This is a genomic window from Salibacterium qingdaonense (assembly GCF_900114715.1).
In the GTDB taxonomy this organism is placed as follows: Bacteria; Bacillota; Bacilli; order Bacillales; family Marinococcaceae; genus Salibacterium; species Salibacterium qingdaonense.
The window spans coordinates 46,205-69,830 of sequence record NZ_FOTY01000002.1 but is presented as its reverse complement, the minus strand read 5'-3'; the positions used below and the strand labels follow the sequence as shown (position 1 = coordinate 69,830).

At 45.6% G+C, this 23,626-nt stretch carries 22 protein-coding genes and 1 pseudogene; 6 read left to right on the top strand and 17 right to left on the bottom strand.

Translation table 11 applies throughout. The annotated features are described in order from the left end of the window. Positions 1 to 127 precede the first annotated feature (127 nt). From BM058_RS01935 to BM058_RS01915, 5 genes and pseudogenes are all read right to left on the bottom strand, one after another. Positions 128 to 1,297 carry a competence protein CoiA gene (locus BM058_RS01935; RefSeq protein WP_090925357.1) on the bottom strand — a complete coding sequence of 390 codons (1,170 nt, stop codon included), beginning with the start codon at positions 1,295 to 1,297 and terminating at the stop codon, positions 128 to 130. A 136-nt stretch (positions 1,298 to 1,433) separates the two neighbouring features. Further along, positions 1,434 to 2,099, bottom strand: coding sequence for an adaptor protein MecA (gene mecA / locus BM058_RS01930; RefSeq protein ID WP_090925356.1), 666 nt, complete (start codon positions 2,097 to 2,099; stop codon positions 1,434 to 1,436). Between the two features lie 420 nt (positions 2,100 to 2,519). Beyond that, positions 2,520 to 2,915, bottom strand: a complete 396-nt coding sequence (gene spxA / locus BM058_RS01925) for a transcriptional regulator SpxA (RefSeq protein ID WP_090925575.1) — start codon at positions 2,913 to 2,915, stop codon at positions 2,520 to 2,522. Positions 2,916 to 3,440: 525 nt separating this feature from the next. Next, positions 3,441 to 4,004: pseudogene (locus BM058_RS01920) on the bottom strand (GNAT family N-acetyltransferase); the annotation flags it as partial. A 153-nt stretch (positions 4,005 to 4,157) separates the two neighbouring features. Next, complete coding sequence (locus tag BM058_RS01915) at positions 4,158 to 5,360, bottom strand: putative glycoside hydrolase (protein ID WP_407690159.1); 1,203 nt, start codon at positions 5,358 to 5,360, stop codon at positions 4,158 to 4,160. A 268-nt stretch (positions 5,361 to 5,628) separates the two neighbouring features. On the opposite strand from BM058_RS01915, the gene BM058_RS01910 reads away from it, so the two are divergent. After that, on the top strand, positions 5,629 to 6,177 hold the full coding sequence (locus tag BM058_RS01910) for an HD domain-containing protein (RefSeq protein WP_090925354.1): 549 nt from the start codon (positions 5,629 to 5,631) through the stop codon (positions 6,175 to 6,177). Positions 6,178 to 6,533: 356 nt separating this feature from the next. Here the strand turns inward: BM058_RS01910 and BM058_RS01905 are convergent, their stop codons facing one another. From BM058_RS01905 to BM058_RS01895, 3 genes are all read right to left on the bottom strand, one after another. Beyond that, the gene (locus BM058_RS01905) at positions 6,534 to 7,088 is read right to left on the bottom strand and encodes an NADPH-dependent FMN reductase (RefSeq protein WP_090925353.1); all 555 of its coding nucleotides are present in this window, start codon (positions 7,086 to 7,088) and stop codon (positions 6,534 to 6,536) included. A gap of 117 nt (positions 7,089 to 7,205) precedes the next feature. After that, positions 7,206 to 8,072, bottom strand: coding sequence for an NAD(P)-dependent oxidoreductase (locus tag BM058_RS01900; RefSeq protein ID WP_245736783.1), 867 nt, complete (start codon positions 8,070 to 8,072; stop codon positions 7,206 to 7,208). A gap of 13 nt (positions 8,073 to 8,085) precedes the next feature. Continuing rightward, the gene (locus tag BM058_RS01895; RefSeq protein WP_090925351.1) at positions 8,086 to 8,358 is read right to left on the bottom strand and encodes a YciI family protein; all 273 of its coding nucleotides are present in this window, start codon (positions 8,356 to 8,358) and stop codon (positions 8,086 to 8,088) included. A gap of 348 nt (positions 8,359 to 8,706) precedes the next feature. On the opposite strand from BM058_RS01895, the gene BM058_RS01890 reads away from it, so the two are divergent. Next, positions 8,707 to 9,702, top strand: a complete 996-nt coding sequence (locus BM058_RS01890; RefSeq protein WP_090925350.1) for a sodium:calcium antiporter — start codon at positions 8,707 to 8,709, stop codon at positions 9,700 to 9,702. A gap of 45 nt (positions 9,703 to 9,747) precedes the next feature. Here the strand turns inward: BM058_RS01890 and BM058_RS01885 are convergent, their stop codons facing one another. Then, a complete protein-coding gene (locus BM058_RS01885; protein ID WP_090925349.1) occupies positions 9,748 to 10,290 on the bottom strand; it encodes a TlpA family protein disulfide reductase in 543 nt (180 codons plus the stop codon). An 89-nt stretch (positions 10,291 to 10,379) separates the two neighbouring features. Next, positions 10,380 to 11,534 (bottom strand): glycosyltransferase, encoded by a 1,155-nt coding sequence (locus BM058_RS01880; protein WP_090925348.1) that lies wholly within the window; start codon positions 11,532 to 11,534, stop codon positions 10,380 to 10,382. Between the two features lie 158 nt (positions 11,535 to 11,692). Here BM058_RS01880 and trpS point away from each other — a divergent pair, with 158 nt between their 5' ends. After that, complete coding sequence (trpS, locus tag BM058_RS01875; RefSeq protein WP_090925347.1) at positions 11,693 to 12,679, top strand: tryptophan--tRNA ligase; 987 nt, start codon at positions 11,693 to 11,695, stop codon at positions 12,677 to 12,679. 814 nt (positions 12,680 to 13,493) lie between these two features. Here the strand turns inward: trpS and BM058_RS01870 are convergent. Together BM058_RS01870 and BM058_RS01865 are read right to left on the bottom strand one after the other, a co-directional pair. Then, positions 13,494 to 14,243, bottom strand: coding sequence for a DUF3603 family protein (locus tag BM058_RS01870; RefSeq protein WP_090925346.1), 750 nt, complete (start codon positions 14,241 to 14,243; stop codon positions 13,494 to 13,496). 84 nt (positions 14,244 to 14,327) lie between these two features. Next, positions 14,328 to 14,534, bottom strand: coding sequence for a hypothetical protein (locus BM058_RS01865; protein WP_090925345.1), 207 nt, complete (start codon positions 14,532 to 14,534; stop codon positions 14,328 to 14,330). Positions 14,535 to 14,761: 227 nt separating this feature from the next. On the opposite strand from BM058_RS01865, the gene BM058_RS01860 reads away from it, so the two are divergent. From BM058_RS01860 to BM058_RS01850, 3 genes are all read left to right on the top strand, one after another. Continuing rightward, on the top strand, positions 14,762 to 15,052 hold the full coding sequence (locus BM058_RS01860) for a hypothetical protein (RefSeq protein WP_090925344.1): 291 nt from the start codon (positions 14,762 to 14,764) through the stop codon (positions 15,050 to 15,052). Positions 15,053 to 15,054: 2 nt separating this feature from the next. Beyond that, positions 15,055 to 17,592, top strand: a complete 2,538-nt coding sequence (locus tag BM058_RS01855; protein WP_090925343.1) for a CBS domain-containing protein — start codon at positions 15,055 to 15,057, stop codon at positions 17,590 to 17,592. A 108-nt stretch (positions 17,593 to 17,700) separates the two neighbouring features. Further along, the gene (locus BM058_RS01850) at positions 17,701 to 18,795 is read left to right on the top strand and encodes an LCP family protein (RefSeq protein ID WP_177195387.1); all 1,095 of its coding nucleotides are present in this window, start codon (positions 17,701 to 17,703) and stop codon (positions 18,793 to 18,795) included. Between the two features lie 55 nt (positions 18,796 to 18,850). Here BM058_RS01850 and fabF read toward each other — a convergent pair whose 3' ends face one another. The 5 genes from fabF to argF all read right to left on the bottom strand — a co-directional run bounded on the left by fabF (position 18,851) and on the right by argF (position 23,623). Then, the gene (gene fabF, locus BM058_RS01845) at positions 18,851 to 20,095 is read right to left on the bottom strand and encodes a beta-ketoacyl-ACP synthase II (RefSeq protein ID WP_090925341.1); all 1,245 of its coding nucleotides are present in this window, start codon (positions 20,093 to 20,095) and stop codon (positions 18,851 to 18,853) included. A 50-nt stretch (positions 20,096 to 20,145) separates the two neighbouring features. Then, complete coding sequence (locus tag BM058_RS01840; protein WP_090925340.1) at positions 20,146 to 21,081, bottom strand: beta-ketoacyl-ACP synthase III; 936 nt, start codon at positions 21,079 to 21,081, stop codon at positions 20,146 to 20,148. Positions 21,082 to 21,323: 242 nt separating this feature from the next. After that, positions 21,324 to 22,337 carry a BMP family ABC transporter substrate-binding protein gene (locus BM058_RS01835; RefSeq protein WP_177195386.1) on the bottom strand — a complete coding sequence of 338 codons (1,014 nt, stop codon included), beginning with the start codon at positions 22,335 to 22,337 and terminating at the stop codon, positions 21,324 to 21,326. Positions 22,338 to 22,406: 69 nt separating this feature from the next. Next, positions 22,407 to 22,658 carry a hypothetical protein gene (locus tag BM058_RS01830; RefSeq protein ID WP_090925338.1) on the bottom strand — a complete coding sequence of 84 codons (252 nt, stop codon included), beginning with the start codon at positions 22,656 to 22,658 and terminating at the stop codon, positions 22,407 to 22,409. Positions 22,659 to 22,666: 8 nt separating this feature from the next. Continuing rightward, the gene (gene argF / locus BM058_RS01825) at positions 22,667 to 23,623 is read right to left on the bottom strand and encodes an ornithine carbamoyltransferase (protein ID WP_090925337.1); all 957 of its coding nucleotides are present in this window, start codon (positions 23,621 to 23,623) and stop codon (positions 22,667 to 22,669) included. Positions 23,624 to 23,626 lie beyond the last annotated feature (3 nt).

The following is a 23,626-nucleotide window of genomic DNA, read 5'->3' as shown; positions in this document are numbered from 1 at the left end:
CCTCCATTTTTCACTGTCTATTTTACCGGACACTTGGATAAATGACCAATGTTTGCCTTTCAGACACAAGGCAGGAAATCATGTACCGCTTGCAGGCACAAAATATACTATGCTCTGTTGATTCTCTTCAAAACAGACAGGAGAAATAATATTCATCCATTTTATATCCTTCGTCAATAGAAGCAGGCAGATACACATCTTTTACTTTTTTCCATCCATCCCCGTTTTTTTGAAGAAGGGATGTTTTCTCCAGTAATCTGAAATATTGTTCCAATGCCTTGTCTATTGGATGATTCACAAGCGGGGATTGTTTCAACCTTAGAATCCCATCAGCAGCAGAGCGGAACTCTTCAACAGCGGTTTGTAAGGAGAAAGAAGTATATAAAGGCAGGGGATCCAGAAAAGAAAGCAGCACGACACTCTGCCAGTGATGAGGAGGTGTATTAAAATGGTTCATACCTTCAACGGGCCAGCCTGCTTCTGCGGGAAAATATGGGATATCCGAGCGGCGTTTTGCAAATAGAACGCGCAGATAACGGGTGTCCGGGTAAAGGTGCCACCGGCTGCGGGAGTACCTCCACTTTTTCTTGGTATCAAGCCAGGTCCGTATCCACGTTCTCTCCCCCGAAACGACAACAGGAAGATTAACGAGTCCGGAAATGGACATGCATGAAAGATCCGCTGTATAAAGATCTCCATAGGTGATGGCTGAAGAAAGAGAAGCACGGGGATAAAGAAAAGAGAAACGACCGTTTACCGGGGAGAAATATGTCAGTGCGGTGCGGCGGGAACCGGTTTGATCTTCACGCAGCCCTGTCCATTCGAACGCATGGATCGAATATCTTTGGGAGCGGTCAAAACGGAGACGGTCCGAAGAATATATCCAAAGCGGCTGGATATGATGTGACAGATAATCGTTTGTACGCTGGACTGCCTCCTCCAGCGGAATCGAAGCACACTGATATTCCACCGCGTACGTTCCCGCATTCCACGTAAACAATATATCAGCTTGACGTCCCAGCTCCGGGAGGAAAACTTCAAGACGCGGTGAGACATTCTGCCGTTCAAGCCATTGAAACAGTACCGCTTTTCCTTCAAGATGCTCTTCAGACTCCGGGGCAACGCGGCATAGAGAGTGATGACGGTGGGCAAAGTGCCAACGGCGGACTTTTCCTTTTTTTAATACTACTTCTTCGTTACAGATAGGACAATGGTACGGGGGAGAATCAGAAATACCGGTATGCTCGAAGGGATGCAGTATAACCCGTTTTCCCTGATTCGTGACGGCACTGAACATGGCATGTGCTCCTTCTTCTTTTTTGACTGAGAATACTTATATCGCAGCCATTTCTTATTCGACATGCCAGGGTTGGATCCCTTTTTTCAACCTAAAAAAAACCAGCTCCATATTTGGGCTGGTTTTTCAGGCAGGATTATGAAAAGGTTTCCCGCAGCGTCTCGAGACCACTCGATGCTGCCACGGTTTTTCCGTATTCCCGTATACGGAAAATAGATACGTCGGATTCTTCCCCGTATTCCAGAACATGACTGACCATATCGTCCTGCTCATCTTCTGTATATTGATTGTCAAACATCAAATATAGATAATACGTTCCTTCAAAATGATAAATCTCATTTTGTACTCCCGCCGGTGCAAAAGCCTGGCTCAAGGCGAGCAGATCTTCCAAATCATCAAAAGAAATGACAATTTCAAGGTAATCGGAATCTCCGTGAGCCTGTCTTGACTTTTGGGAAGAACGGAATTGCTCATCAAGCATATCAACAATGTTATCATCAACCGGCATATCTTCCCCTTTGCCTTGGGATACCGGTATTTCCAGTTTCACGTTTCCATCGGTGATCTGACCGCGTGTGACTACAATTTCCATGCCGTTATCCAGCGCCTGTACCTGAATCCACAGAGGGCCTTCAATTTCAAAATTTTCACGGTCATGCGCTTCATTAATCATTTCAAAAAATAATTCTTCCCCGCGTTCCCGATTGTACCAGATTTCGTCCCGGTCAAACCCACGATCTTCAATATCCTTATAGGAAATGTAGCATTTGACCGTAGACTCGTTAATTCTTTCGATTTCCACGATTTTCTCCCTCCTTAGAAGGTAAGGTGACTTCCGCTTCCATGTTTTCTCTATATATTACCATCATACCCTTTGACGGGCACCTGTAACCTTCATCCTCATCTTACCATTATTTTATACGAGGACGATGCCGGTTGTTAAGGACCAATGCTCATCCCGTCGATATTTTGAGGGAGCGGAGCGTATGAAAAGAGAAAACGCGGTCTTTCCTGCTATTAAATGTATATTGTCAAGGAAAGATTGTGCATTGTCAATAGTTAAATACTCATTTACCCTTACCGTATTCAAATGAAATGTTCATTATCCTTTTCATTTAAAAGAAAAGCTTTATTACTACAAGGATAACAAAGGTTCTCCCGACATGAAAACAAAAAAACTTCTACTGTTAATAAAAGTAGAAGTTTTTCTGTGCCGCTTTATTTAATTGACCATATCCCGTGCTTCCATCAAGTTGAAGGTACGGACTTTACGGGGCAGAAATCTGCGGATCTCGGCTTCGTTATATCCGACCTGAAGACGTTTTTCGTCGAAAATAATAGGGCGCCGCAGCAGTCCCGGATACTCGCTGATCAGTTCAAATAAGCGCTGCAGAGAAAGGTTTTCCAATTCTACATTAAGTTCCTGGAATACTTTTGATCGTTTTGATACAATTTCATCTGTTCCATCTTCTGTGAGCCGGACGATTTCTTTTACTTCATCCACAGTCAGTGGAGATGCAAAAATGTTCCGCTCTTCAAACGGGATATTATATTCTTCGAGCCAAGCTTTTGCCTTCCGGCAGGAAGTGCAGCTTGGAGATGTTAGCAATGTAACCATCTGGTTCATCTCTCCCTTCTTCATCCGCCAGATAAGTTCATAAAGGAGTTCTATGCTTCATTATCTACCATGCTGTTTTCATACAATGTCATTATACAATAATTATTCTAATTTGAAAAGTGTTTTCAATGAACAATGGTGAATGGCTTCGTTCTTTTATCCTGTTATGTTTGATTTTATAGATATTCTACATCTATAATTTATTCTTTATCATTGAAAACAGCAGGGTTATTTCTATCATTCCACTTTTTACTATACCTCAAACAAAAGTGCCGGGAAAAAGTATGACGAAAATGTGACAAAGTTTTATTATTGTAAAAAGCTGCCCCGTGAGAGAGCAGCTTTTTTTTACGAGTAACGTGTTCAGGCGGTGGGTTTCATACTGGTGGGAGTGGTTGGTTTTTGACCGCCGGGTGCTTTTTTCCAGTCTTTCAGATTTCCGGGAAGCAGATCTTTCAGTACACGGCGTTTTTTCCGGCGTTTTTGTTTGTCCTTATTTCTCATTTTATCTCCCCCCTCTTTTATGATTATATCCCATTGTTCTTTTGATTGATCATAGGACAGTACTTCTTCTGCGGGTTCATACGATTTGCCGTACAGTTCTTTATCTTTATACGTATGAACATTTTTATACGTTTGTTTCAGCTTTTCAAAAATCTTTTCTTCTGATTCATCTTCAGGAGACCAGAACATGATTTCCAATGTGTTGATCTTATCGGTAGCAAGAGACCTTCTGTTGTATCCAATCGATGCTGCCCGCCGGAATCCGGCTCTTTCATAAAAACGGAATCGTTTTCTTGAGTCAGTATCTTCATAATCAAGCGGTTCCACTTCAAGAATAACGGGTTTCTTTCTTTGCTTCAGCTTTTCGATTAACTGCATTCCCGTTCCTTTTCCTCTTGCATGACGGGAAACAAAAAGATAATCAATGAAGATGAAACCCTCCATTTCAACGTACATCATAACGTAGTCCGGACCTTCTTCTTTATGATAAATGTCGCCTTGTTCCTGAAGGAGAAGTTCCATGTGCTCCTTGGATTTCATTTCTTCCACGGGAAAGTATTGATTTAATTTGTCATACCAGTTCATCGAGTTCACAAAAGTCTCCTTTTCCTTCTTTTCTATATTATATACCGAAACGACTGCTTCTGCCCACCTCTTATGGCCGGGTTCTGAGATTTCATGGATTCCACATAAAAAAAAGGGATAATCCAGAGTCAGGACATCCCTTATTTTACCCACTTAAGGAGTGTAATCCACCCCTTCTGTATAATTATTTGTCGCGTTCCAAAGCAGAAACTCATTTATCCCCTGTTCATTCAGAGCGCGGATCTGTGCTTCCACCTCTTCTACGCCGTACTCCTGGTAATTCCCGGAACCGAGCCAGCTGGCGGTGAAATCCTGAATCCACGGACGGGACTGCGGAGTCTGCTCCAGTTCTCCGAGTACCTCATTTTCCACTTTTGCATATTCTTTAGTCAGTTCATAAGGGTGAAGATCCGGTTTATCGATTCCAAAATACGGAGTCCAGTGGCTCGGGTATATCATAGACGAGATGACATCCACATTCCCTGCAATTTTGGAAAAGTTCTGGCCGATGCCGGGAGCTTGTTTCAGCGTGGCTGAATATCCGAAGATATCAACCGACACATCGACATCGAATGTTTTATCCAATTCTTCGCGGGCATGTTTCACAAAATCAGTAACGGCTGTTACCCGCTGCTCCACATTGGTTCCTTCTTTCCCGTAATCTCCACGTGAATAACTGAGTTCTTCATCCCGATGTTCAAACCCTTCGGGAAACCGGACATAATCAAACTGTATTTCCTGAAAACCCATTTTGGCAGCTTTTTTTGCAATATCGAGGTTATACTCCCAAACCTCTTTTTCGTAGGGGTTAACAAATGCTTCATCTTTTCCGTTCTTCCATACCTTTCCGTTTTTCTGATAGGAGAGATCCGGTCTTTTTTCTGCGAGAACCGTGTCTTTAAACACCACAATTCTGGCTATTGGGTAAATGTCATTTTCCTCCAGTGTTTTTAACAACTGCTTCGGATCACTGATCATATTCTTTCCGATATCTGGAAGATCGCTGTCTTCGCCGGGTTTGAACGTCAAATTCCCCCGGTCGTCTTTAATATCGATAACCATCGAATTCAGGCCGGTGGAATTTGTAAGTTCAAGCAGTTCATTAAAACGGGCCCCTCCCGCCGAATGACCTGTTACATAGGTTCCTTTCACTCCATTTTCCGGATAGGTGAAATCATAACCACTGTCGTAAGTGAACCGGGACATGTCTTCTTTCATTTCTTTATTGATTTCATTGGTTTGTTTATGTGTGTGATAGGTTATAGAATTATGTTCTTCCCCGCTTGTATCGCCTGCCAACCAGAATATTCCTGCCGCAAGGGCGGCAGCCCCCATAGATACCCAGATTTTTTTCATCATTTCCCATCTCTCTTTTATTCAATTATGTTTTCACAATCATATAACGGCTTCTACTTGAAATTATACATAGTTTTTTATCATTCACCAATAGGTCTAAAGAAAAATATGCCAAGTTCTCCGTCTCCGACTATCCTCCTTTTTCGGATAAATCGTGTTATATTACATTATATGCTCGTTCCCTCTTAAATTTTTCTTGAAATTCAATAAAGAAATCGTTATTATAGTAAAAATATATTTAAAGACACGTTAAGCAGGAGGGGTAAAGATGAGAAACGTAACGTTAGAGCAGATATATGAGCACCCGGTTACCCAGAAATATGTAAAAAGAGCCGGTCTTGCTCATGCGATCGCGGCGTCTTATCATGCCTTCCGCCTTGCTGTAAAAAATAATACAAATCCAGATTCGGCTGCTAAAGCTGCATTCCTGCACGATATGGGGCACTATACCTGGTATCGTGACGGACAGTGGGATTTTGATCTTTACAGAAATAACGATATTCATGCTATCAAAGGAGCAGAGCGCGCCCATAAGCTGCTGATACGTCTGGGGGAAGATCCTGCCGCTGCCAAAGAAATTTCTGTGGCAGTGCTTTTGCATACAGACTCTTTTCTCCCTGTCGATCATGACCAGCTGCAGCTCAGCACGCTTCAGCAGATTGTTGCCAAGGCGGATGAGCTTGATGAAGAACCGGAAGGAAAGCATCATTACCGCTGGATTTCAGAAAGAAGAGCCCACCGGCAGATTGTCGAACTCGATCAACTTATCGACAAAGCTCTGAAACCTTCCGCGGAAAAACAGACCAGCGACATATAACAAAAGAATGACGCTTTTTTGCAAAAAAACCGGAACAAAATCATTACCAACTAAAAAGTGCCGGACGATTCAATGTTGAATCGTCCGGCACTTTTTTCATACTGCACCCTTTTGTCCAAATGCTCTGCTTTCACTCCAGGGTGCAAGGATGGCTGCCGGACACCAGGTTCAGGTGCTGATCTGCTGACGGACGAAAGACAAACAAACTGGTTGCTGCCTGGAGGAAAACCTTTGATCAAAAAATCCGAATGATGGAACAGCAGGCCGGAGCGCAGCTGCTTGTCCCATCATTCGGATAATCAGTGAATCGGTATTGTTTGTCCCGGACTCTTTGTATTTTGGTCCATTACTGCCCCTTAGTTTCGAACAGCAGCTTGCTTTTCCAACCATGGACGCACATTTTCTACGGTAGCATCCAGAAAGGCAATTGTTCCTTCATCTGCCAGATAGCCATTTTCATCCACTTTTTCGTGGACAGAACCGATCAATACTTCATTTCCCGGAAGGACCGGAGAAGAAAGCCCCGGGGCAAAGAGAATATCGCGCAGGTGCGACTGAGCCTTCACTGTTCCAAGAGCTCCCATTGAAGCTCCAACGATCCAGGATGGTTTCCCGATCATCACCTGATCGACGCGGGACAGCCAGTCTATGGCATTTTTCATCGCAGAGGTGATTGTCCCGTTATATTCCGGCGTGACCCACAATACAGCATCCGCATCAGCAACATTTTTTTTGAACTCTACAACTTCAGCCGTTGGAGTCATTTCTTCATCCTGATTGTAAAACGGCAGATGGCCGATTTCCAGGATATCCAATTCAAACTGATCCGCGTACCGCTCTTTCATAAAATGGGCCAGTTTTAGATTAAATGATTCTTTTCTTGTACTTCCTACTATCGCAGCAATTTTCACTGCTATCCCTCCCAAAAATTCGTGAAATACTTTGACATACAAAGCTTATTGTAACGAATCCGGGAGAGAATGAAAAGAAAAGTGCACGGGCGGCTCTCCCCCTTTACACGAGTCCCTTCAGTAGTGTTTTCCAGAAGTATACTGGTAAAAAGCACTCATATCTTTATTCCCGTAGCCCTGCTGGTCTGCATCTTCAAACATTTCTTTCACTTTTCTCCCGGCTTCAAGCGGCACTTCTGCATTTCCTGCCATCTCTCCCGCAAGATTCAGGTCTTTTAAAAGAAGGGATAATGCAAAGCCCGGTTCTTCTCTATCCGCGGCGATAAAATCAGGGTAGTGTCTATCAAAAATCTTACTTTGTGCAAAGCTTTGACTAAGAACGTCATAGAGCAATTTCTGATCAATGCCGGATTCTTCGGCAAGATGGAGTGCTTCCCCGACGGCTGCGGTATGCATACCGACCATATACTGGTTGATCAGTTTCACCTTCGTCCCGCTTCCGGCTGGACCGGTATGTGTGATACTGGCACCAAGTACATCAAAGAGAGGGCGGGCTTTTTCGAATGCATCTTCTTCCCCGCCGCACATTATCGAAAGGGTTCCAGCTTCTGCCCCGGCCGTGCCTCCACTTACCGGGGCATCGAGATACTCCACTCCTTCACGTGATGCTTTTTCCTTCATATCTTCATGAAGAGCAGGAGATGCGGTGCTGAAATCGATGATCTGCGAACCGCCGATTCCCAGTTCAAAGAGCTCAGACAGGACGTCTTGTACATCTTTTGGTTCGGGCAGACAGGTCATAATAACATCCGCCTTTTCTGCTATTAAAGACAGAGATTCCGCCTTACGCCCTCCCAGCTCTTCAAACATTTCTTCTTTCTTTTTTGATCGATTGAAACCATAGACTAGGTATCCCGACTGCACTAGATTTCGTGCCATCGGCATGCCCATGTTTCCAAGTCCGATAAATCCTATTACAGCCATAGGCTTCCTCCTTCTACTCCCATTCGCCGGAAACCATTTCCCATTCGTGTATATGGTAATGGCGGGCTCCATGTTTTACAAACGGATCATTCAAAACAAGTTCTTCCACCGCTTCTTTATCCGGCATACGGTATATTACCAGTCCGCCGGAACCATCCGTGAATTTACCATTGGCGGCTACGTTTCCCTTGTTCCTTTGTTCTTCCAGAAACTGAAGATGCTCGGGCCTGTGTGTCTGCGATAATTCTTTGTCTTTTAATGGAAGCAGTACAGCAAATAATTTCATACAGCCTCTCCCTTCTTGAACCTTTTTTTAGGCAATGTAATACTTTGCGGTATTTTCCCGATTTTCCTGCCTGTTCGTCCTGTTTTTTTATATTGACGCCACCTGAATCTGGTGGTATGTTTATTATGGAATAAGAAGGGGAGTAGCGTCCAATAGGATTAATGAATCGTCAGGACAGTATGCGGGTAGTGTACTCGGTTCATTAAGCTTCACTGCGTTCTTTTCGTCAGCTGCAGTGAATGTGCGCAAGACCTTTTTATAAAAGGAGCGAAGTATCTTTTTTCGGTCTTTTTATAAAAAGGTCTTTTTTATGTTTCTCCCTTTTTTATAGAAAAAGGAGTGAAATTGATGGTTTTTTTCCTGTTTGCTGTGGCAGCTGTTATTACGGTTATTGCTGCTGTTAAATTATCCACCTATGCTGATGTCATCAGCATTAAGTCGAAATGGGGAGGGTTGATGGTAGGTACACTGCTTCTTGCCGGAGCCACATCTCTTCCGGAGGTGACGACCAGTTTAACTGCAGTATTTCTTGATAACCCGGATATCGCAGTAGGAAACGTTCTCGGCAGCAATATGTTCAATTTACTGATTATTGCGGCCTTTGACCTGTACTACCGCAGAGAAAAACTGTTCTCGCGCACGGATGTCTCCCACGCCTACACGGCATCACTTGGTATCCTGCTTGCTCTTTTGGTACTGGCAGCCATGTTTATTCAAACCGAGGCGTCTTTGTTCTGGATCGGTCTCGATACATTTGTTATCTTTGCTGTCTACATCGCCGGCATCACTTTCATCAATAAAAAAACTGGAAACAGCGAACCCGGGCAGGAAGCGGCTCCAGCAGTAGAAGATGAAACGTCTCCTTCCTACGCCACCTCGTTGAAACATGCCGGTGTCGGTTTTGTTATTGCCGCCATTGTCATTCTCGGCGCCGGGTCGATGTTAACCATTACAGGAGATCAAATTGCGGTGCAGACCGGTCTTGGCTCCAGTTTTGTGGGGAGTTTTCTGATTGCAGCTTCCACTTCCCTGCCGGAAGCAGTCGCTGTTCTTGTCGCGCTGCAGCTGCACAATCATAACCTCGCACTTGGATCCATTCTCGGGAGTAATCTTTTCAATGTTATTCTGTTGTTCGTCAGTGATGCAGGGTTTTTGAATGGTCCAATCATTGCCTCTTCCAACCCTGTTCATCAGATTACGGCAGGTGCGGTCAGTCTGCTGGCAGCAATTGTGTTGTTTTCGGTGCTTCGCGGCAGGAAAAAAGATTTTCACTTTTACCCTTGGCCGTCAGCACTCCTTATTCTCGTTTATTTCCTGACATCGTATTTTATTTTCATTTTTTAGTACACTGATTCCCGGGACAAAGAGGGTGATCTCTCCACTTTGTCCTCAGGCTCCGGCCTGAACATCCGACAATGCCTTTTCCAGCTCGTCTTTTTCAATCGGGCCGTAGAATCTCTTGATGACGGCACCTCGTTCATTCAGTAAAAAAGAAGCGGGAACTCCTCTCACCCCGAAATGATCCATCGCTTCCCCTTTTCTATCCAAAAGAACCGGGACCGTAAGACCACGTGCAAATGAACGAACACCTTCCAAATTAATCTCTTCTTTTGTCACATTTATGGCTGCCATGTTCCAGTTCTCTTTGTGTTTTTCCTGGTAAGCGGACAGCTGCGGCAGTTCACGACTGCAGATACCGCACCAGCTTGCAAAAAAAGTGACAAGCAGCGGCTTATCCATAAAGGAAGACAGTTCATAAGTTTGTTCATCCATTCCTTCAAGCTTAAGGTCTGCTGCCGCTTCAGCCTGTCCGGCAGCCGGATAACCGGAGGCCGGCTTTGCTGGATTATAAGAAGCCTGATAAAATAAACCGGTTATGCATATGAGACCGCATAAGGTCATAAACATTAATCTTTTCTGGAAAAATCGCATGAAAGATCCTTCCTTTCATGATCTGAAGGTGGTTTACATGAACATTTTACGGGTTATTCTTTACATCCTGACCGCAACGGCGGCTGCTTTTATTCTTTTGTCAAACTGGTTTCCGCTTCTTGGAAAAACCCCGCTTGGGCTGACTCTGCTTGCCGCTGTTCCTGTACTTGCGGTATATATGGGGCTGAAGCACCGGAAGCAGTGACGACCCGGCATACCGTTTGGGTTATCCGTTTCACACTATCCGGCTGCTGAAGCCGCTTTTGTCTTCTTTTCATACGTTCTCTCTCAAACGGTGACTGCAGCAGTGTTGATACATGCTTCCATACCGTATCGGGACAGTTTCCCTGCCGGGCGGCCTGACGGCACAAGGCATAACGGGCGTTCTTTTCTTCCTGTCCGGGGAGAGGAGCAGTTATGACGACAGGGGTTTCATAGAGAAACGCCTCTGTCAGCGTCATACCCCCGGCTTTTGTAACGAGAACATCGCATATCTGAAGATAATTTTTGAACTCCTTCCTCCATGGATACAAGAATACGTCATGACCTTCCATCACCATCCGGCGCGGCTCTTTCCACTTCCCGCTGCATAGTACGATCGTACACAAGGGGTGGAGGTTCCGGGTGGCGCGAAGGAGTTTCTGATAAGGGAATGGACCTTCCCCTCCTCCGCTCATCAAAATAAGCGGCTTTTCCGGGTCCCATCCGTTTGCCAGGCAGCATTCTTTTTTCGAAAAAGGACTTTTTTGAAAGTATGCCGGTATCCCAAACGGCATTACCGGGGATGCCGGATGGTCTGTCCCCACCTGCTTTGGCAGAAACACTCCATCCACTTCCGGGAGGTTGGCTGCCGGTACGTGCCAATAGTCTGTTGCTGCATGAAACAGCTTTATATTCGGACACTTTCCCTTCGCCGAAGCTGCCAGAGCTGTCAGGATAGGATGGACAGATACGACAGCATCTGCATCGAGCGCCGTCCGAATAGTCTCCGGCCACCATCCTCCCGGCGGGACCGCGCTTTGAACCGGCAGTTTTTTTTCTGAAAGGTGTCTCCAGAGAGAGGGAAACCATGTTACGAGCAGCTTGTACCCATTCTTACCAAGCTTAAAAAATAAATGCGGACCGGTTTCGAGCGGATAATAGATCTCTGCTGTATGTCCCTGTGTCCTCCATTCCTGCTGCAGCACCCGGGCTGCTTCATTGTGGCCGGCCCCTATAGAGGCTGTCCATATGTGAATGCGCATGAAACCACCCTTTAGGTATACTCTGTGGTCAGTGTATGCCTGAACAGCAGAAGACATGCATGTCCCTCTGTGATTGTGGTTTACGGAGGGGGCGACTTTCGATATGATAAAGAGGAGATAACCGAGAAAAGCGTATAGAAGGGAAGGATTCGATATATATGAGTACAGTGTTTTCCGGTATACAACCGAGCGGCACATTGACACTTGGCAACTACCTCGGAGCGCTTCAGCATTTTGTCGGCATGCAGGAAGAACATGACAGTTTTTTCTGTATTGTTGATCAGCATGCCATTACGGTTCCGCAGGATAAAACAAAGCTTCGAAAAAACATACGGAGTCTGGCGGCTCTCTACCTGGCGTCAGGGATCAACCCTGAGAAGTCAACATTATTCATTCAGTCGGAAGTACCGGCCCACGCCCAGCTCGCGTGGATTATGCAATGTGTATCCTACATAGGAGAGCTGGAACGGATGACCCAGTTCAAGGATAAGTCAGCCGGCAAAAGCGGGGTATCCTCTGCACTTCTTACATACCCGCCGTTGATGGCCGCTGATATCCTGCTCTATCAGACAGATATTGTCCCGGTTGGAGAAGATCAGAAACAGCACCTGGAGCTGACCAGAAACCTCGCTGAACGCTTCAACCAGCAGTACAACGACATTTTCACGGTGCCGGAAGTACAGATTCCAAAAGTCGGAGCGAGAATTATGTCGCTTCAGGACCCGGACAAAAAGATGAGCAAATCCGATGAAAATCAGAAAGCGTACATTTCCATGCTCGATGATGATAAGACAATAACGAAAAAAATTAAGAGCGCCGTTACAGATTCCGATCAGGAGATACGATTTGACCGGGATAACAAGCCTGGTGTTGCTAATTTAATGAGTATCCTCTCCCTTGCTTCCGGAAAGGATATCGCTTCCATTGAAAAAGACTACAGCGGCTCAGGGTACGGGACGTTTAAAGAAGACACCGCCGCTGCCGTGGTGGAACTGCTCCGCCCTATCCGGGAACGTCATCATGAATTGATGGAATCCGAGGAACTGGATCAAATTCTCGATGAAGGGGCGGACCGGGCGCAGCGTGCATCTTTTAAAACACTGAAAAAAGCGGAGCGGGCCCTTGGTCTCGGGCGGAAACGTTAAACAAAGCGCGTTTTGGAATACAACGACTTTTTCCGAACGATTCTTTCATGAATCGTTCGGTTTTTTTATCCTGAGAAGGCACGACTATTAATTATCCAAATATAGGAAGCGTTTCGTTGGACTCCGCCTTTCCTGCCCGCTTTCCGCGGGCGTCGCCTCAGCTACCGGGAAAATCACCCGGTGATCTTCGGCTGACGCTTCTCCCGCTGGAGTCGGGCAGACGGCTCCGTCCAACGAAAAAGAAAGGGGGGATACATGCTTTGATCACAAATACACCCTCCTCATAGAACCTGCCCCCATTCCTTTATATGGTAAATCGACAGGCGTGCTGAGAAGGTTTTCTTTTATTCTCCCCACCTTATTACTTACGGACACCTTTATGAATCGATTCTCGGTATTTCTGCATCGATTCTGTCATTTCTGCATCGATTCTCTCTATTTTTTCACTTTTCTCGATTGATTCCCATAATTTCTCGATCGATTCTCCAAGTTTCTCGATTGATTCTCATTCAAACGGTATCAACGCTGGATCCGGCTCCTCAAAAACACCGGTCTAAAAATAAAACCCCGCACGATTCTTCGAAGAATCGCACGGGGGTTTCGGTCATACTAACCGGACTTCAGCCGTTTTTAGTATCCCTTTTGTTTTCTCCAGATTTTCCCTATCAATACACTAAAACCTATGGTTCCCACTGCGAAGAGAATTGTAAATCCCTGCATGACAGCATAAGCCAGTCCATCCATGTCATCACCTGCTTTACAAACTTTTTCTGCTTATTATTATATGGAACAACAGCGTAAGTGTAAAGCCTTTTCATTTCACCTCTTCTTCGTGCTGCATATTCCACAGCTTTTCAAAAAACGGGTGACCTTTTATCATTTTCCTGCATAATTCATAGTGATGAACGGACCATCCGTCTCTCACTTGATCAAAAAACTGCTGCCACATCGTTTCTTTATTTATGCTGCATTGGATTTCTTCATAAACGGCAGGGTCCCACTCTGTGAACCAATACCGCACTTCTGCTGATTCTCCGGATGTATACAATTGGTCCATCGCCATGAAAAGGAGCTGTTTAAGCTGCCGTTCTTTTCTCGTTAAACCGGTCATATAATCCGGGTGCGGCGAAAGGATATGGTACTCTTTTTCATCAACGATGTCCTTGATGTCAAATACGGAAGATTTGTCATGTTCCATAATTTCTCTCACGGTTCTTTCATGTTTCGGAGCAAGGCGGCTTTTTCGGATCGGCGTTTTATACCCAAGCGTATCAACAGCCAGCACCCTCCACCCATCAAACATTACAAAACAATAATCCAGCGTTATCCTTGTCATCTTTTTTCGCAGCGTACTTTTTTGAAATACTTCATGCAGCAGCGGTTCAGGAATATCTTCCAGCCGATTCTCTACATAATCGTACAATCGTTCTGATACTTTCACAATCTCTGCCTGATCAAGCACTTCAATCCGGTCTTCTGCATTCCATTCATGAAAAGGACAGACATTGTATCCATTTTCTTCCCCTTCAAACCAGTTAATCCACACATCACGGATTCGGGGCATTCTTACACCCTCCTTGCTATCCATTTGTATCAACAGTATAGTCAGACAAAAATTGTTTTATTCTCATGACCGGATGGAATATTCTCATGAATTTTCGGGCCAGTATATACTCCCTGTAATCAAAACACACCCTAAAATAAACAGGGCGGATTCCGAGCGCTGCAGAAGAAAAATCACAAATTCAACCGCTGACAAACCCGCCGGAATGTAGTTCAGGAAAGCTATAATACTAACTCCTCCCGCAGAGGCCAGGCCAAACCCTGTAACGAGTACGAGTACTCTGACAATCATGAGTATTCTCTCCTTTTTCCATTCGCCTTCCACGACACAACAAGGATGTATGTTTTATACTTGTATATAAATCATACAGGCAGACTCATCACGGCTGTATGCCGCAGTACCAGTATAAATAAGAAAACTTTCGTCAAACTGTAACCTGAATCCTTTTTTCAGCGGAAATTTGTATGAAACAATACTTCATTACTAAGTCATACCAGTCTATGCAGGAGGATGGAATAGTGGGAACCCACCGGGAAAAACAACAACAGGAACTGTACCGAAAAATAGCGCAGCTGGACGAGCTGGCCAAGGACATTAACGAAACAGCCGCCCACCTTGGAAATGAAACGTATGTCTCTTCGATAAGGCTTTACCGGGAACAGCAGGAACAAATTCAGGATATCCAATCTTATTTCGAACAGGTTGGTATGCCCCGATCCAACCAAACCGTTGAATATATACTTCCGCTTGCGCTGAAAGAATTTCACCGGCAGCTGATGCACATCAAAAACGACAATCCGGAGGAATAATAATGGAAGTGATTCTTTCCCATGAAAACATGGATTTTGACGCCCTGGCTTCTATGGCAGCGGCATCTGCTTTATACCCCAATGCTGTTATGGTACTTTCCGGCAGACAATCTGAACAGGTGAAACAATACCTTGCCATATACCGTGATCATTTTCCCTTTATCCCTGAAGAAGACGCTCCGTGGGATGACGTTAATCACATTATTGTAACCGATACACCGTCTCTCGAACGTACTCCTGGTGCGTTTTTGGAAGAAGATGATATTCTGGTTACCGTTTTTGACCACCACACTCTTTCGGAAGAAGAAAAACGCAGGCACAGCACCTATTATCTTGATAACACTGGAGCGTGTATTACCATTTTGCTCGAAGAATGGATAAAGCGGGAATGGGTACCGTCTGAGTCCGAGATAACACTATTTGCACTCGGTCTGTATACTGATACAGGCTCCTTTTCCTACCCCGGAACGACGCTGCGTGATTTAAAAGCAGGAGTATTTCTGATGGAGCACGGCCTGGACCTTGAACTTGTACAGCAGTTTTCTGAAAATACGCTTTCTGCCCGGCAGCAGGAGGTCTTCCGCAAGTACCTTGACTCTTGTGAACATATCGGCGGAAAAGGGCTTGATGTCATCACTTCCATGATTGAAACCGAACATTACGCAGGAAGCCTGAATGTTATAACATCCCGGCTGATGGAAACGACAGGTGCTGATGCTGTAGTCACCGTGACCGCCATGAAAAACAAAGTGTTCATCATCGGTCGTTCCGCCTCCACCCGAATCAGCCTGCTTCCGGTCATGCAGCATTTCGGCGGAGGTGGTCATAACCGCGCAGCCTCGGCTTCTGTGAAAGATGGAGATCCAGCTGATATTCTCAAAACAGTGAATAAGCTTCTTTTACAGTCCATCTCTTCCCCGATCACCGCTGAAACGATTATGTCTGCTCCTGTAAAGACCATCACGGAAGACGTCCGGGTCGATGAAGCAAAAAAACGTCTCATTTACTACGGCCATAACGGATTTCCTGTTGTGAATACAAAAGACAAGCTGATCGGTATCATCTCCCGCCGTGACATCGATAAAGCTGTTCAGCATAACCTTGGACATGCACCTGTTAAAGGATATATGAGCACCGACTGCATCACCGTCTCCCAAACGGCATCATTTGAGGAAATACAGAATATATTCATCCGGCATAACATTGGACGTGTTCCTGTCATGAATAATGGAAAAATCCTCGGTATCGTCTCACGAACCGACGTTATTGAACAACTGCAGCAGCAGTCTTTTGATAAATCATATGAAAAGGTCAATGTAAAAACGCAGATAGAAACTCTTCTTTCTACAGATGTTGTTCAGCTGTTGAAAACCGTCGGTGAGACAGCGGCCGCAGATCATATGAATGCCTTCATTATCGGAGGAATGGTAAGAGACATTCTGCTGGGACAGAAAGGGGAAGATATCGATATCGTGGTGGAAGGCAATGGGATGTCACTTGCTGAAAAGACAGCAAACCGGTTTGATGGAACCGTTGCAGTTCATGAAACATTCGGAACGGCTACTGTGACCCTTCCATCCGGGCGGCGTGTAGATTTTACAACGTCACGCACCGAATACTACGAAACACCCGCGGCTCTTCCAACCGTATCACGCTCCAACATTAAAGAAGATCTGTACCGCAGGGATTTCACAATGAATGCCATGGCTGCCTCTCTCCACCCATCCCATTTCGGGGATCTGATTGATTATTTTCACGGTAGAGAGGATATGAACCAAAAGAAACTGCGTGTGCTCCATAACCTGAGTTTTGTCGAAGATCCGACCAGAATACTACGAGGCATTCGTTTTGAACAGCGTTTTCAGTTCCGTATGAGCAAAGAAACAACGGCATTTATCCATTATTCGGTATCAGCCGTTTCTTCGTTGTCGCGCACGAGAATCACCGCTGAGTTCCAGACATTATTAAAGGAAGCTGATCCTGTTCAAAGTCTGTCGCGTCTTGATGAACTTGGTGTTCTCCCTATTTTTTTCCCCGGTGCCGCCTGGACCCGTCAAACAAAGGACGTGCTGCAGCTTTATCTACATTCCCCGGAACAGCCGGGAGATCTGCCGGAATGGTTCTGCATCCTCTTCTGTCTGTATTTGACGCACACAGACACGGTTAAATCAGCAGAAGCAGCAGCTGTCACCAAGAAACAGAAAAGCGTTGTGGAGAATACGTCCTATCTGTTTTACCTTCTGGATGAGAAAGAATGGATCAGTCTGGGAAATTTCCACTTCCATGCTTCCCGCGTGTCGGACGAGGCCCTTTTCTTTGCATCCATTGCCACAGACCAAAAGCAAGCCGGATTTCTTTTGCAATACAGAAAAAAGCGGAGTGAACTCAAGCCGCTTCTGAATGGTCATGATTTAAAAGCTGCAGGGCTCGCGCCCGGTCCGGATTTCCGGGATTATTTATTTTCACTCGAACAGAAAATGCTGGACAAAGAGATTACAACACGGGACGAAGCACTGCGTTATATTCGACAGCAGGAATGATTTTTTTGCATTGTTCATCAAATGGTGTTTTATTTTTTCAATTTTTCATTCAAAAGTTACCTTTTTTTCTGTTATAATCATGGTTGAATGTCTGAGGGGGTTAATATAGTGGCAAGAGAGAAAAAACGATACCGCAGATCATCATCAGCAAAGAAGAAGTTTTACTTCTTAACATTTCTTATTGCGGTGCTGGCTGTCACTGCCACATTCACCACGCTTTCCAAAGACGGCCGGCCATTCGCGACACAAGAACAGGATAACAATACGTCTACAGAGCAGATAGATAATAACTCCAGTGAAAACAGCGGAGAATCACCACCGGACTCTTCGAAAGAAAACAGCGGTAACGGTTCAAATAATGACGCTGATCATGCATCCGATGAGAACCTTACTTTTCTTCTGGTCGGCGTAGATGATGAAGAGGAGTCAGGATCTCAGCGCACGGATACGATTATGCTCGCAAATTATAACCCTTCAAACAATAATGTCCACCTTGCTTCTATTCTACGGGATTCTTATGTAGATATTCCCGGTTATGAGAACAATAAAATTAATGCCTCTTTTGCCTACGGGGGTGTTGATCTCCTGAGTGACACAATAGAGGAAAATTTCGATATTGCGATCGATCATTATGCCACAGTCAATTTTGATGGTTTCGTAGAAGTTGTCGATACAGTGGCTCCTGACGGAATAGAAGTAGACATACAGGAACGGATGTATTATAACGACCATTCCGGTAATGTAAATATTGATTTTCAGCCGGGAACACAGAAGCTGGACGGGGAAGAAGCACTGGAATACGTGCGTTACCGAGGGGGAGAAAACAATGATTTCGGCAGAGTGGAACGCCAGCAGAAGATGCTGAGTCTCCTGAAAGACGAAGTGCTGTCCTTCAGCAGTGTGACAAAAATTCCGCAGCTGATCGGCGCTGTCCGCCCGAACATTGATACGGATGTCTCTACCGGGAAAATGCTCAGCCTTGGAAAAGACGTCCTGCTGAGTGATATTAATGATATCAACACGATGCGGGTTCCGCTTGAAGATACGTATCAAAATGCACGATACACCCATGCAGGCCTTGTGCTTGAAATGGATAAACAGGCCAACAAGGAAAAACTTCAGCAGTTTTTGAACCAGTCTTCTTCCTCAGAAGACATACAAACCGCTTCCGAAGAGGACGATGAAGAAGAAAGCAGTTATTAAGAGTATACAAATACAAAAGAGACCCAGCCGTGCCGACGGCTGGGTCTCTTTTGTTCTACTCTTCATATTTCTGAAAGATGAGAGTGGCGTTGTGACCGCCAAAGCCGAGGGAGTTACTCAGCGCCGCTTTGACTTCCCGTTCTTTCTTTTCATTCGGAACATAATGAAGGTCACACGCCGGGTCTTCTTCTTCATAGTTGATCGTAGGAGGGACAACACCTTCCTCAATAGCTTTCAACGTGAAGATGGCTTCAATGGCTCCGGCAGCGCCAAGCAGGTGCCCGGTCATGGATTTTGTGGAGCTGACATCCATCTGATACGCGTGTTCACCGAATACCGTTTTCAGAGCGGTTGTTTCATATTCATCATTGTAGGCGGTACTGGTTCCATGTGCATTGACGTATTCGATATCTTCAGGCTGCAAATCTGCGTCCTCCAACGCTTTCTGCATCGACCGGACAGCGCCTTCTCCTTCCGGGGCGGGAGCTGTCAGATGATAGGCATCCCCGGTGGCACCGTAGCCTTTGATTTCTGCATAAATGTGCGCGCCGCGGCTTTTGGCAGACTCCAGGGATTCCAGAATTAACACCCCTGCGCCTTCTCCCATAACAAAGCCGTCGCGGTTTTTGTCGAACGGACGTGAAGCAGAAGCTGGATCATCACTGGTTGTGATGGCCTTTGCTGTACTGAAGCCGGCTACCGCCATATTCGTAATCGGTGCTTCCGCTCCGCCGGTAATCATCACCTTGGCATCTCCCCGCTGGATGACTTTAAAGGCGTCACCGATGGAGTTGGTACCGGACGCGCAGGCTGTTACTGTACAAGAGTTAATTCCTTTGGCACCAGTCATAATCGACACCTGTCCGGAAGCCATGTCCGGAATCATCATCGGTACGAAAAATGGACTGACCCGTTTGTATCCTTTTTCGTTAAATTTCTTAAACTGCTCTTCGTACGTTTCCATACCACCGATTCCAGATCCTATCCATACTCCTACATGTTCGGCATTATCGTCAGTTATCGTATAATCCGCATCCTTCAGAGCCATTTTTGCAGAAGCAACGGCAAACTGGGTGAAGCGGTCCATTTTTCTGGCATCTTTTCCATCAAAGAAATCGGAAGCCTCAAAGTCCTGGACTTCTGCAGCTACTTTCATTGGAAACTCTTCTTTATTAAGCCGCGTAAGTTCCCCGATGCCGTTCATTCCGTCGGTTATATTTTTCCAGGATGAGGCGGCATCAAGACCGACTGGATTTACAGTCCCCATTCCGGTTATCACTACACGGTTATTTTCACTCATGTCTTTCCTCTCCTTTGTTCTGCGTTCTTTTCTCTGATTTGATTGGTGGATCAGCGTCCCCAGCGCATTGCTGTAGCTCCCCAGACAAGCCCCGAACCAAAACCTACCATAACAACAAGATCTCCGTCCTTTATTTTACCATTTTTTAATTCCTCGACGAGAGCAATTGGTATGGAAGAAGAAGAAGTATTTCCGTAGTACTGGACGGTGGTTGCCATTTTTTCTTTTGGAAGTTCCAGTCTTTCCCTGGCCGCCTCCATAATGCGGATATTAGCCTGGTGCGGCACGAGAAAATCCACATCGTCTTTGGTTAGTCCGGCTTTTTCCAATACATTGATGGAAGACTCGCCCATTTGCCGGACAGCGAACTTAAACACTTCACGCCCATTCATAATAATCTGCGGATCCTGCCGGATATGCATTGCACCACTTCCGTCGGAACCTAATTCAAACGAGAAAAAACCTCTGCTCTCCGATGTTGGTCCCACTACAGCAGCCCCGGCTCCATCACCGAAGAGTACAGCTGTATTGCGGTCATTCATATCAGTGGCTTTAGATAGTTTCTCCGCTCCAACAATAAGAATGTGCTCATACATGCCTGTTTTGATAAATTGATCCGCTGTCGCCAGACCATATATAAATCCGGCGCAGGCCGCCCCTATATCCATAGCCGCTGCTTTGTGAGCACCAAGCCGCTCCTGCAGCAGGGAAGAAACCGATGGAAAAGGATAATCGGGCGTAACAGTGGCAACCAGAATCAGATCAAGGTCGGACGCGTCCAGGCCTGCTTCCTGTAAAGCCTCTATTGATGAATAGTATGCCATATCCGAGGTGTCAACGTCATCCTCGGCGAACACTCTTCTTTCAATACCCGTTCTCGTCCGAATCCATTCATCACTTGTATCCAGCGTTTTTTCCAGTTCTGTATTTGTCACTACCCGACCTTCGGTAAATGAGCCCATACCCCAGATTCCTGATTGTTTCATTTATCGTTCCTCCTCTTTGTTCAAAGACCACAGGTTGATAACCACCTATAGAGTTTACACTTCATCTTATGACCTGGTTTTAATTTTATATCATCCAATATGGAATGTCCACTACACCACTTCAGAAATGACGTTCGTCTTCCTCAAGTAAATGCAGCATAATACAGAGATGTTCATAGCATAAGATAAACCTGCCGAAAACAGGCAGGTCGTGATATATAATATAATAGTGCATGTTTTTGTTACTTTTTCTCCTGCCGCTGGTTTCCCGTTTCCCTGCGGACACCAGGTAGTTCCCCTGTTTTCTTATAATGATCCATTTCTTTGTTGAGCTGTTGGCGGAGTTCTTCGGGAACTTCCGGACTGAAAGGGCCGAGAGATACGGCACCTTCTTCAAAACCATACGTTTCCACCCCGTTTTTGAGCTCCCCTTGTTGATGCTTTTCAGCAACCATCCGATACACGTTTTCCACATGCTGTATCGTACTTGTCAGTACAGCCGCTTCTCCAAGGTCCGATTGATCCCCTATATAACCGATTGCTTTTTGTCCCTGTTCTTTCGCCTTGTTTATAACATCAACGTGAAATCCATTTCCGGCAGGGTATACAATATCAGCATGCTCCTCTGTAACCTTCTGCAGTTTCTGAAGCGCTTTCTCTTTATCATTCCAACTTCCCGTTGTCGTTGATATGACTTCAACCGACGGCTTACTGCTTTTTGCTCCTTCTTTAAATCCGTTGACTTCCGGCTGCCATGACCGGGCTGCAATGACAGCAATGGTATCTGTTCCGGTCATTTCTCCGGCCAGCCTGCCGGCAAAATATCCCATGGCATACCCTTTAAGCTGGACCGATGTAACGTTTTTGGCGCCGGTACTGCCATTGATACTGACAAAACGAATGTCAGGATACGATTCCTGGATTTTCATAAACCTGTCTCCGAACCTTTTTCCGTGACCGAAAACAAGGTCCACTCCTTCTTGGTGAAGATGTTTTACTTCTTCTTTCAGCTCCGGCAAGTTTGAAATATTCTCATGATAACTTACTTCCATTCCAAGCTCCGACTGAATCTTAAGCAGCCCCTGATACCCTTTACGGTTCCAGCTCTGCTCATCAATGGTATGTTCAAGCAGCAGGGCAGCTCGATTTTCTTCGGATTCGCTCGATACAGGATTTTCACATCCAATAAGCAGGGCCGACCCTATCAGCGTAGAGCAAAGCACCCATATTTTCCACGCGGTTCCTGCTCCATGCATACACCGCCACTCCCTTTCCTGTTTCATACAGACACCTCTGCTTAGACAATTATGCTCGTCCCGTCGTGCCTATGAACACCTTTTCCGGTACCACCATTCTGAAAGGACCGCTATGAGAAGCGCTCCGATAACAGCCATTCCTTCTCCCGTATTTACTGCATAGCGGAGGATACTGAACGTAAGTAAAAGAACCACACAAAAAATAAAGGCCCCTGTATACAATGATTTCATCTTTCCACCTACTTTCACCGCCACCGTTTCGTTCCTTTCCATTTCAAAAAGCTGCCTTAACAGCAGCGTTGCTGTCAAAGCAGCTTTCATGTTCCTGATTACATAATGGAAGCAAGCAGCGCCTTCTGAGCATGAAGACGATTTTCTGCTTCATCATACACAACCGAATGGATGCCGTCAATGATCCCGGCTGATACTTCCTCCCCGCGGTGTGCTGGCAGACAGTGCATGAAAAGGAAAGAAGGATCAGCGTCTGCGCACAACGTTTCATTAATCTGAAACCCGGAAAAATCTTTTTCCCGTGTTCCCTGCTCTTCTTCAAATCCCATACTGGCCCACACATCTGTATAGATCACATCCGCATCTTTCACCGCCTCCTGCGGAGAATAGGTGAGCGTCAAGGCCGCCTGATGGTGCTTTGCTGTCTTTTCGATTTCTTTCCATATTTCTTCATCCGGTTCATACCCTTTTGGTACAGCAAGGGACGCTTCCATCCCTGCTTTCAGGCAGGCAATCAAAAAAGAATGAGCGACATTGTTGCCATCACCGACAAAAGCAGTTTTCAATCCTTTGAGTTTTCCTTTATGCTCCTTGATTGTAAGTAAATCAGCCAGAGCCTGGCAGGGGTGATACGCGTCCGTAAGTGCATTGATAACCGGAACATCTGCGTGAGCTGCCAGTTCCTCCACTGTTTCATGAGAGTTTGTCCGGATCATAATACCGTCTACATACCGCGAAAGAACGTTGGCGGTATCTTTCACCGGCTCACCGCGGCCGATCTGCATATCTCTTGGACTTAAAAACAACGCATGTCCTCCAAGCTGCGTCATTCCTGTTTCAAAAGAGACTCTTGTTCTCGTCGAAGCATTTTCAAAAATCATCCCGAGCGATTTCCCTTCGAGCAAGGGGTGCACGGGTCTTGATTTTTTGTCTTCCTTTAAGGATTCCGCCAGATGAAGCAGATCGTGTATTTCCTCTGCCGTGAAGTCCAGCAGCGTCAGAACGTCTCTGTTTTTAAGGTTATTTAACGGTTGTACCCGTTCTGCATTATTCATTTT

What these genes read in the sequence shown, in the direction of transcription:
- fabF (WP_090925341.1), bottom strand. Translation starts at nt 20,095, where the DNA reads ATGAGTGAAAATAACCGTGTAGTGATAACCGGAATGGGGACTGTAAAT.
- BM058_RS01900 (WP_245736783.1), bottom strand. Translation starts at nt 8,072, where the DNA reads ATGGCTGTAATAGGATTTATCGGACTTGGAAACATGGGCATGCCGATG.
- BM058_RS01895 (WP_090925351.1), bottom strand. Translation starts at nt 8,358, where the DNA reads ATGAAATTATTTGCTGTACTGCTTCCATTAAAAGACAAAGAATTATCG.
- BM058_RS01935 (WP_090925357.1), bottom strand. Translation starts at nt 1,297, where the DNA reads ATGTTCAGTGCCGTCACGAATCAGGGAAAACGGGTTATACTGCATCCC.
- BM058_RS01835 (WP_177195386.1), bottom strand. Translation starts at nt 22,337, where the DNA reads ATGCATGGAGCAGGAACCGCGTGGAAAATATGGGTGCTTTGCTCTACG.
- BM058_RS01855 (WP_090925343.1), top strand. Translation starts at nt 15,055, where the DNA reads ATGGAAGTGATTCTTTCCCATGAAAACATGGATTTTGACGCCCTGGCT.
- trpS (WP_090925347.1), top strand. Translation starts at nt 11,693, where the DNA reads ATGAGTACAGTGTTTTCCGGTATACAACCGAGCGGCACATTGACACTT.
- BM058_RS01880 (WP_090925348.1), bottom strand. Translation starts at nt 11,534, where the DNA reads ATGCGCATTCACATATGGACAGCCTCTATAGGGGCCGGCCACAATGAA.
- BM058_RS01890 (WP_090925350.1), top strand. Translation starts at nt 8,707, where the DNA reads ATGGTTTTTTTCCTGTTTGCTGTGGCAGCTGTTATTACGGTTATTGCT.
- BM058_RS01910 (WP_090925354.1), top strand. Translation starts at nt 5,629, where the DNA reads ATGAGAAACGTAACGTTAGAGCAGATATATGAGCACCCGGTTACCCAG.
- BM058_RS01885 (WP_090925349.1), bottom strand. Translation starts at nt 10,290, where the DNA reads ATGCGATTTTTCCAGAAAAGATTAATGTTTATGACCTTATGCGGTCTC.
- BM058_RS01830 (WP_090925338.1), bottom strand. Translation starts at nt 22,658, where the DNA reads ATGAAAGCTGCTTTGACAGCAACGCTGCTGTTAAGGCAGCTTTTTGAA.
- BM058_RS01840 (WP_090925340.1), bottom strand. Translation starts at nt 21,081, where the DNA reads ATGAAACAATCAGGAATCTGGGGTATGGGCTCATTTACCGAAGGTCGG.
- spxA (WP_090925575.1), bottom strand. Translation starts at nt 2,915, where the DNA reads ATGGTTACATTGCTAACATCTCCAAGCTGCACTTCCTGCCGGAAGGCA.
- argF (WP_090925337.1), bottom strand. Translation starts at nt 23,623, where the DNA reads ATGAATAATGCAGAACGGGTACAACCGTTAAATAACCTTAAAAACAGA.
- BM058_RS01865 (WP_090925345.1), bottom strand. Translation starts at nt 14,534, where the DNA reads ATGATTGTCAGAGTACTCGTACTCGTTACAGGGTTTGGCCTGGCCTCT.
- BM058_RS01870 (WP_090925346.1), bottom strand. Translation starts at nt 14,243, where the DNA reads ATGCCCCGAATCCGTGATGTGTGGATTAACTGGTTTGAAGGGGAAGAA.
- BM058_RS01915 (WP_407690159.1), bottom strand. Translation starts at nt 5,360, where the DNA reads ATGAAAAAAATCTGGGTATCTATGGGGGCTGCCGCCCTTGCGGCAGGA.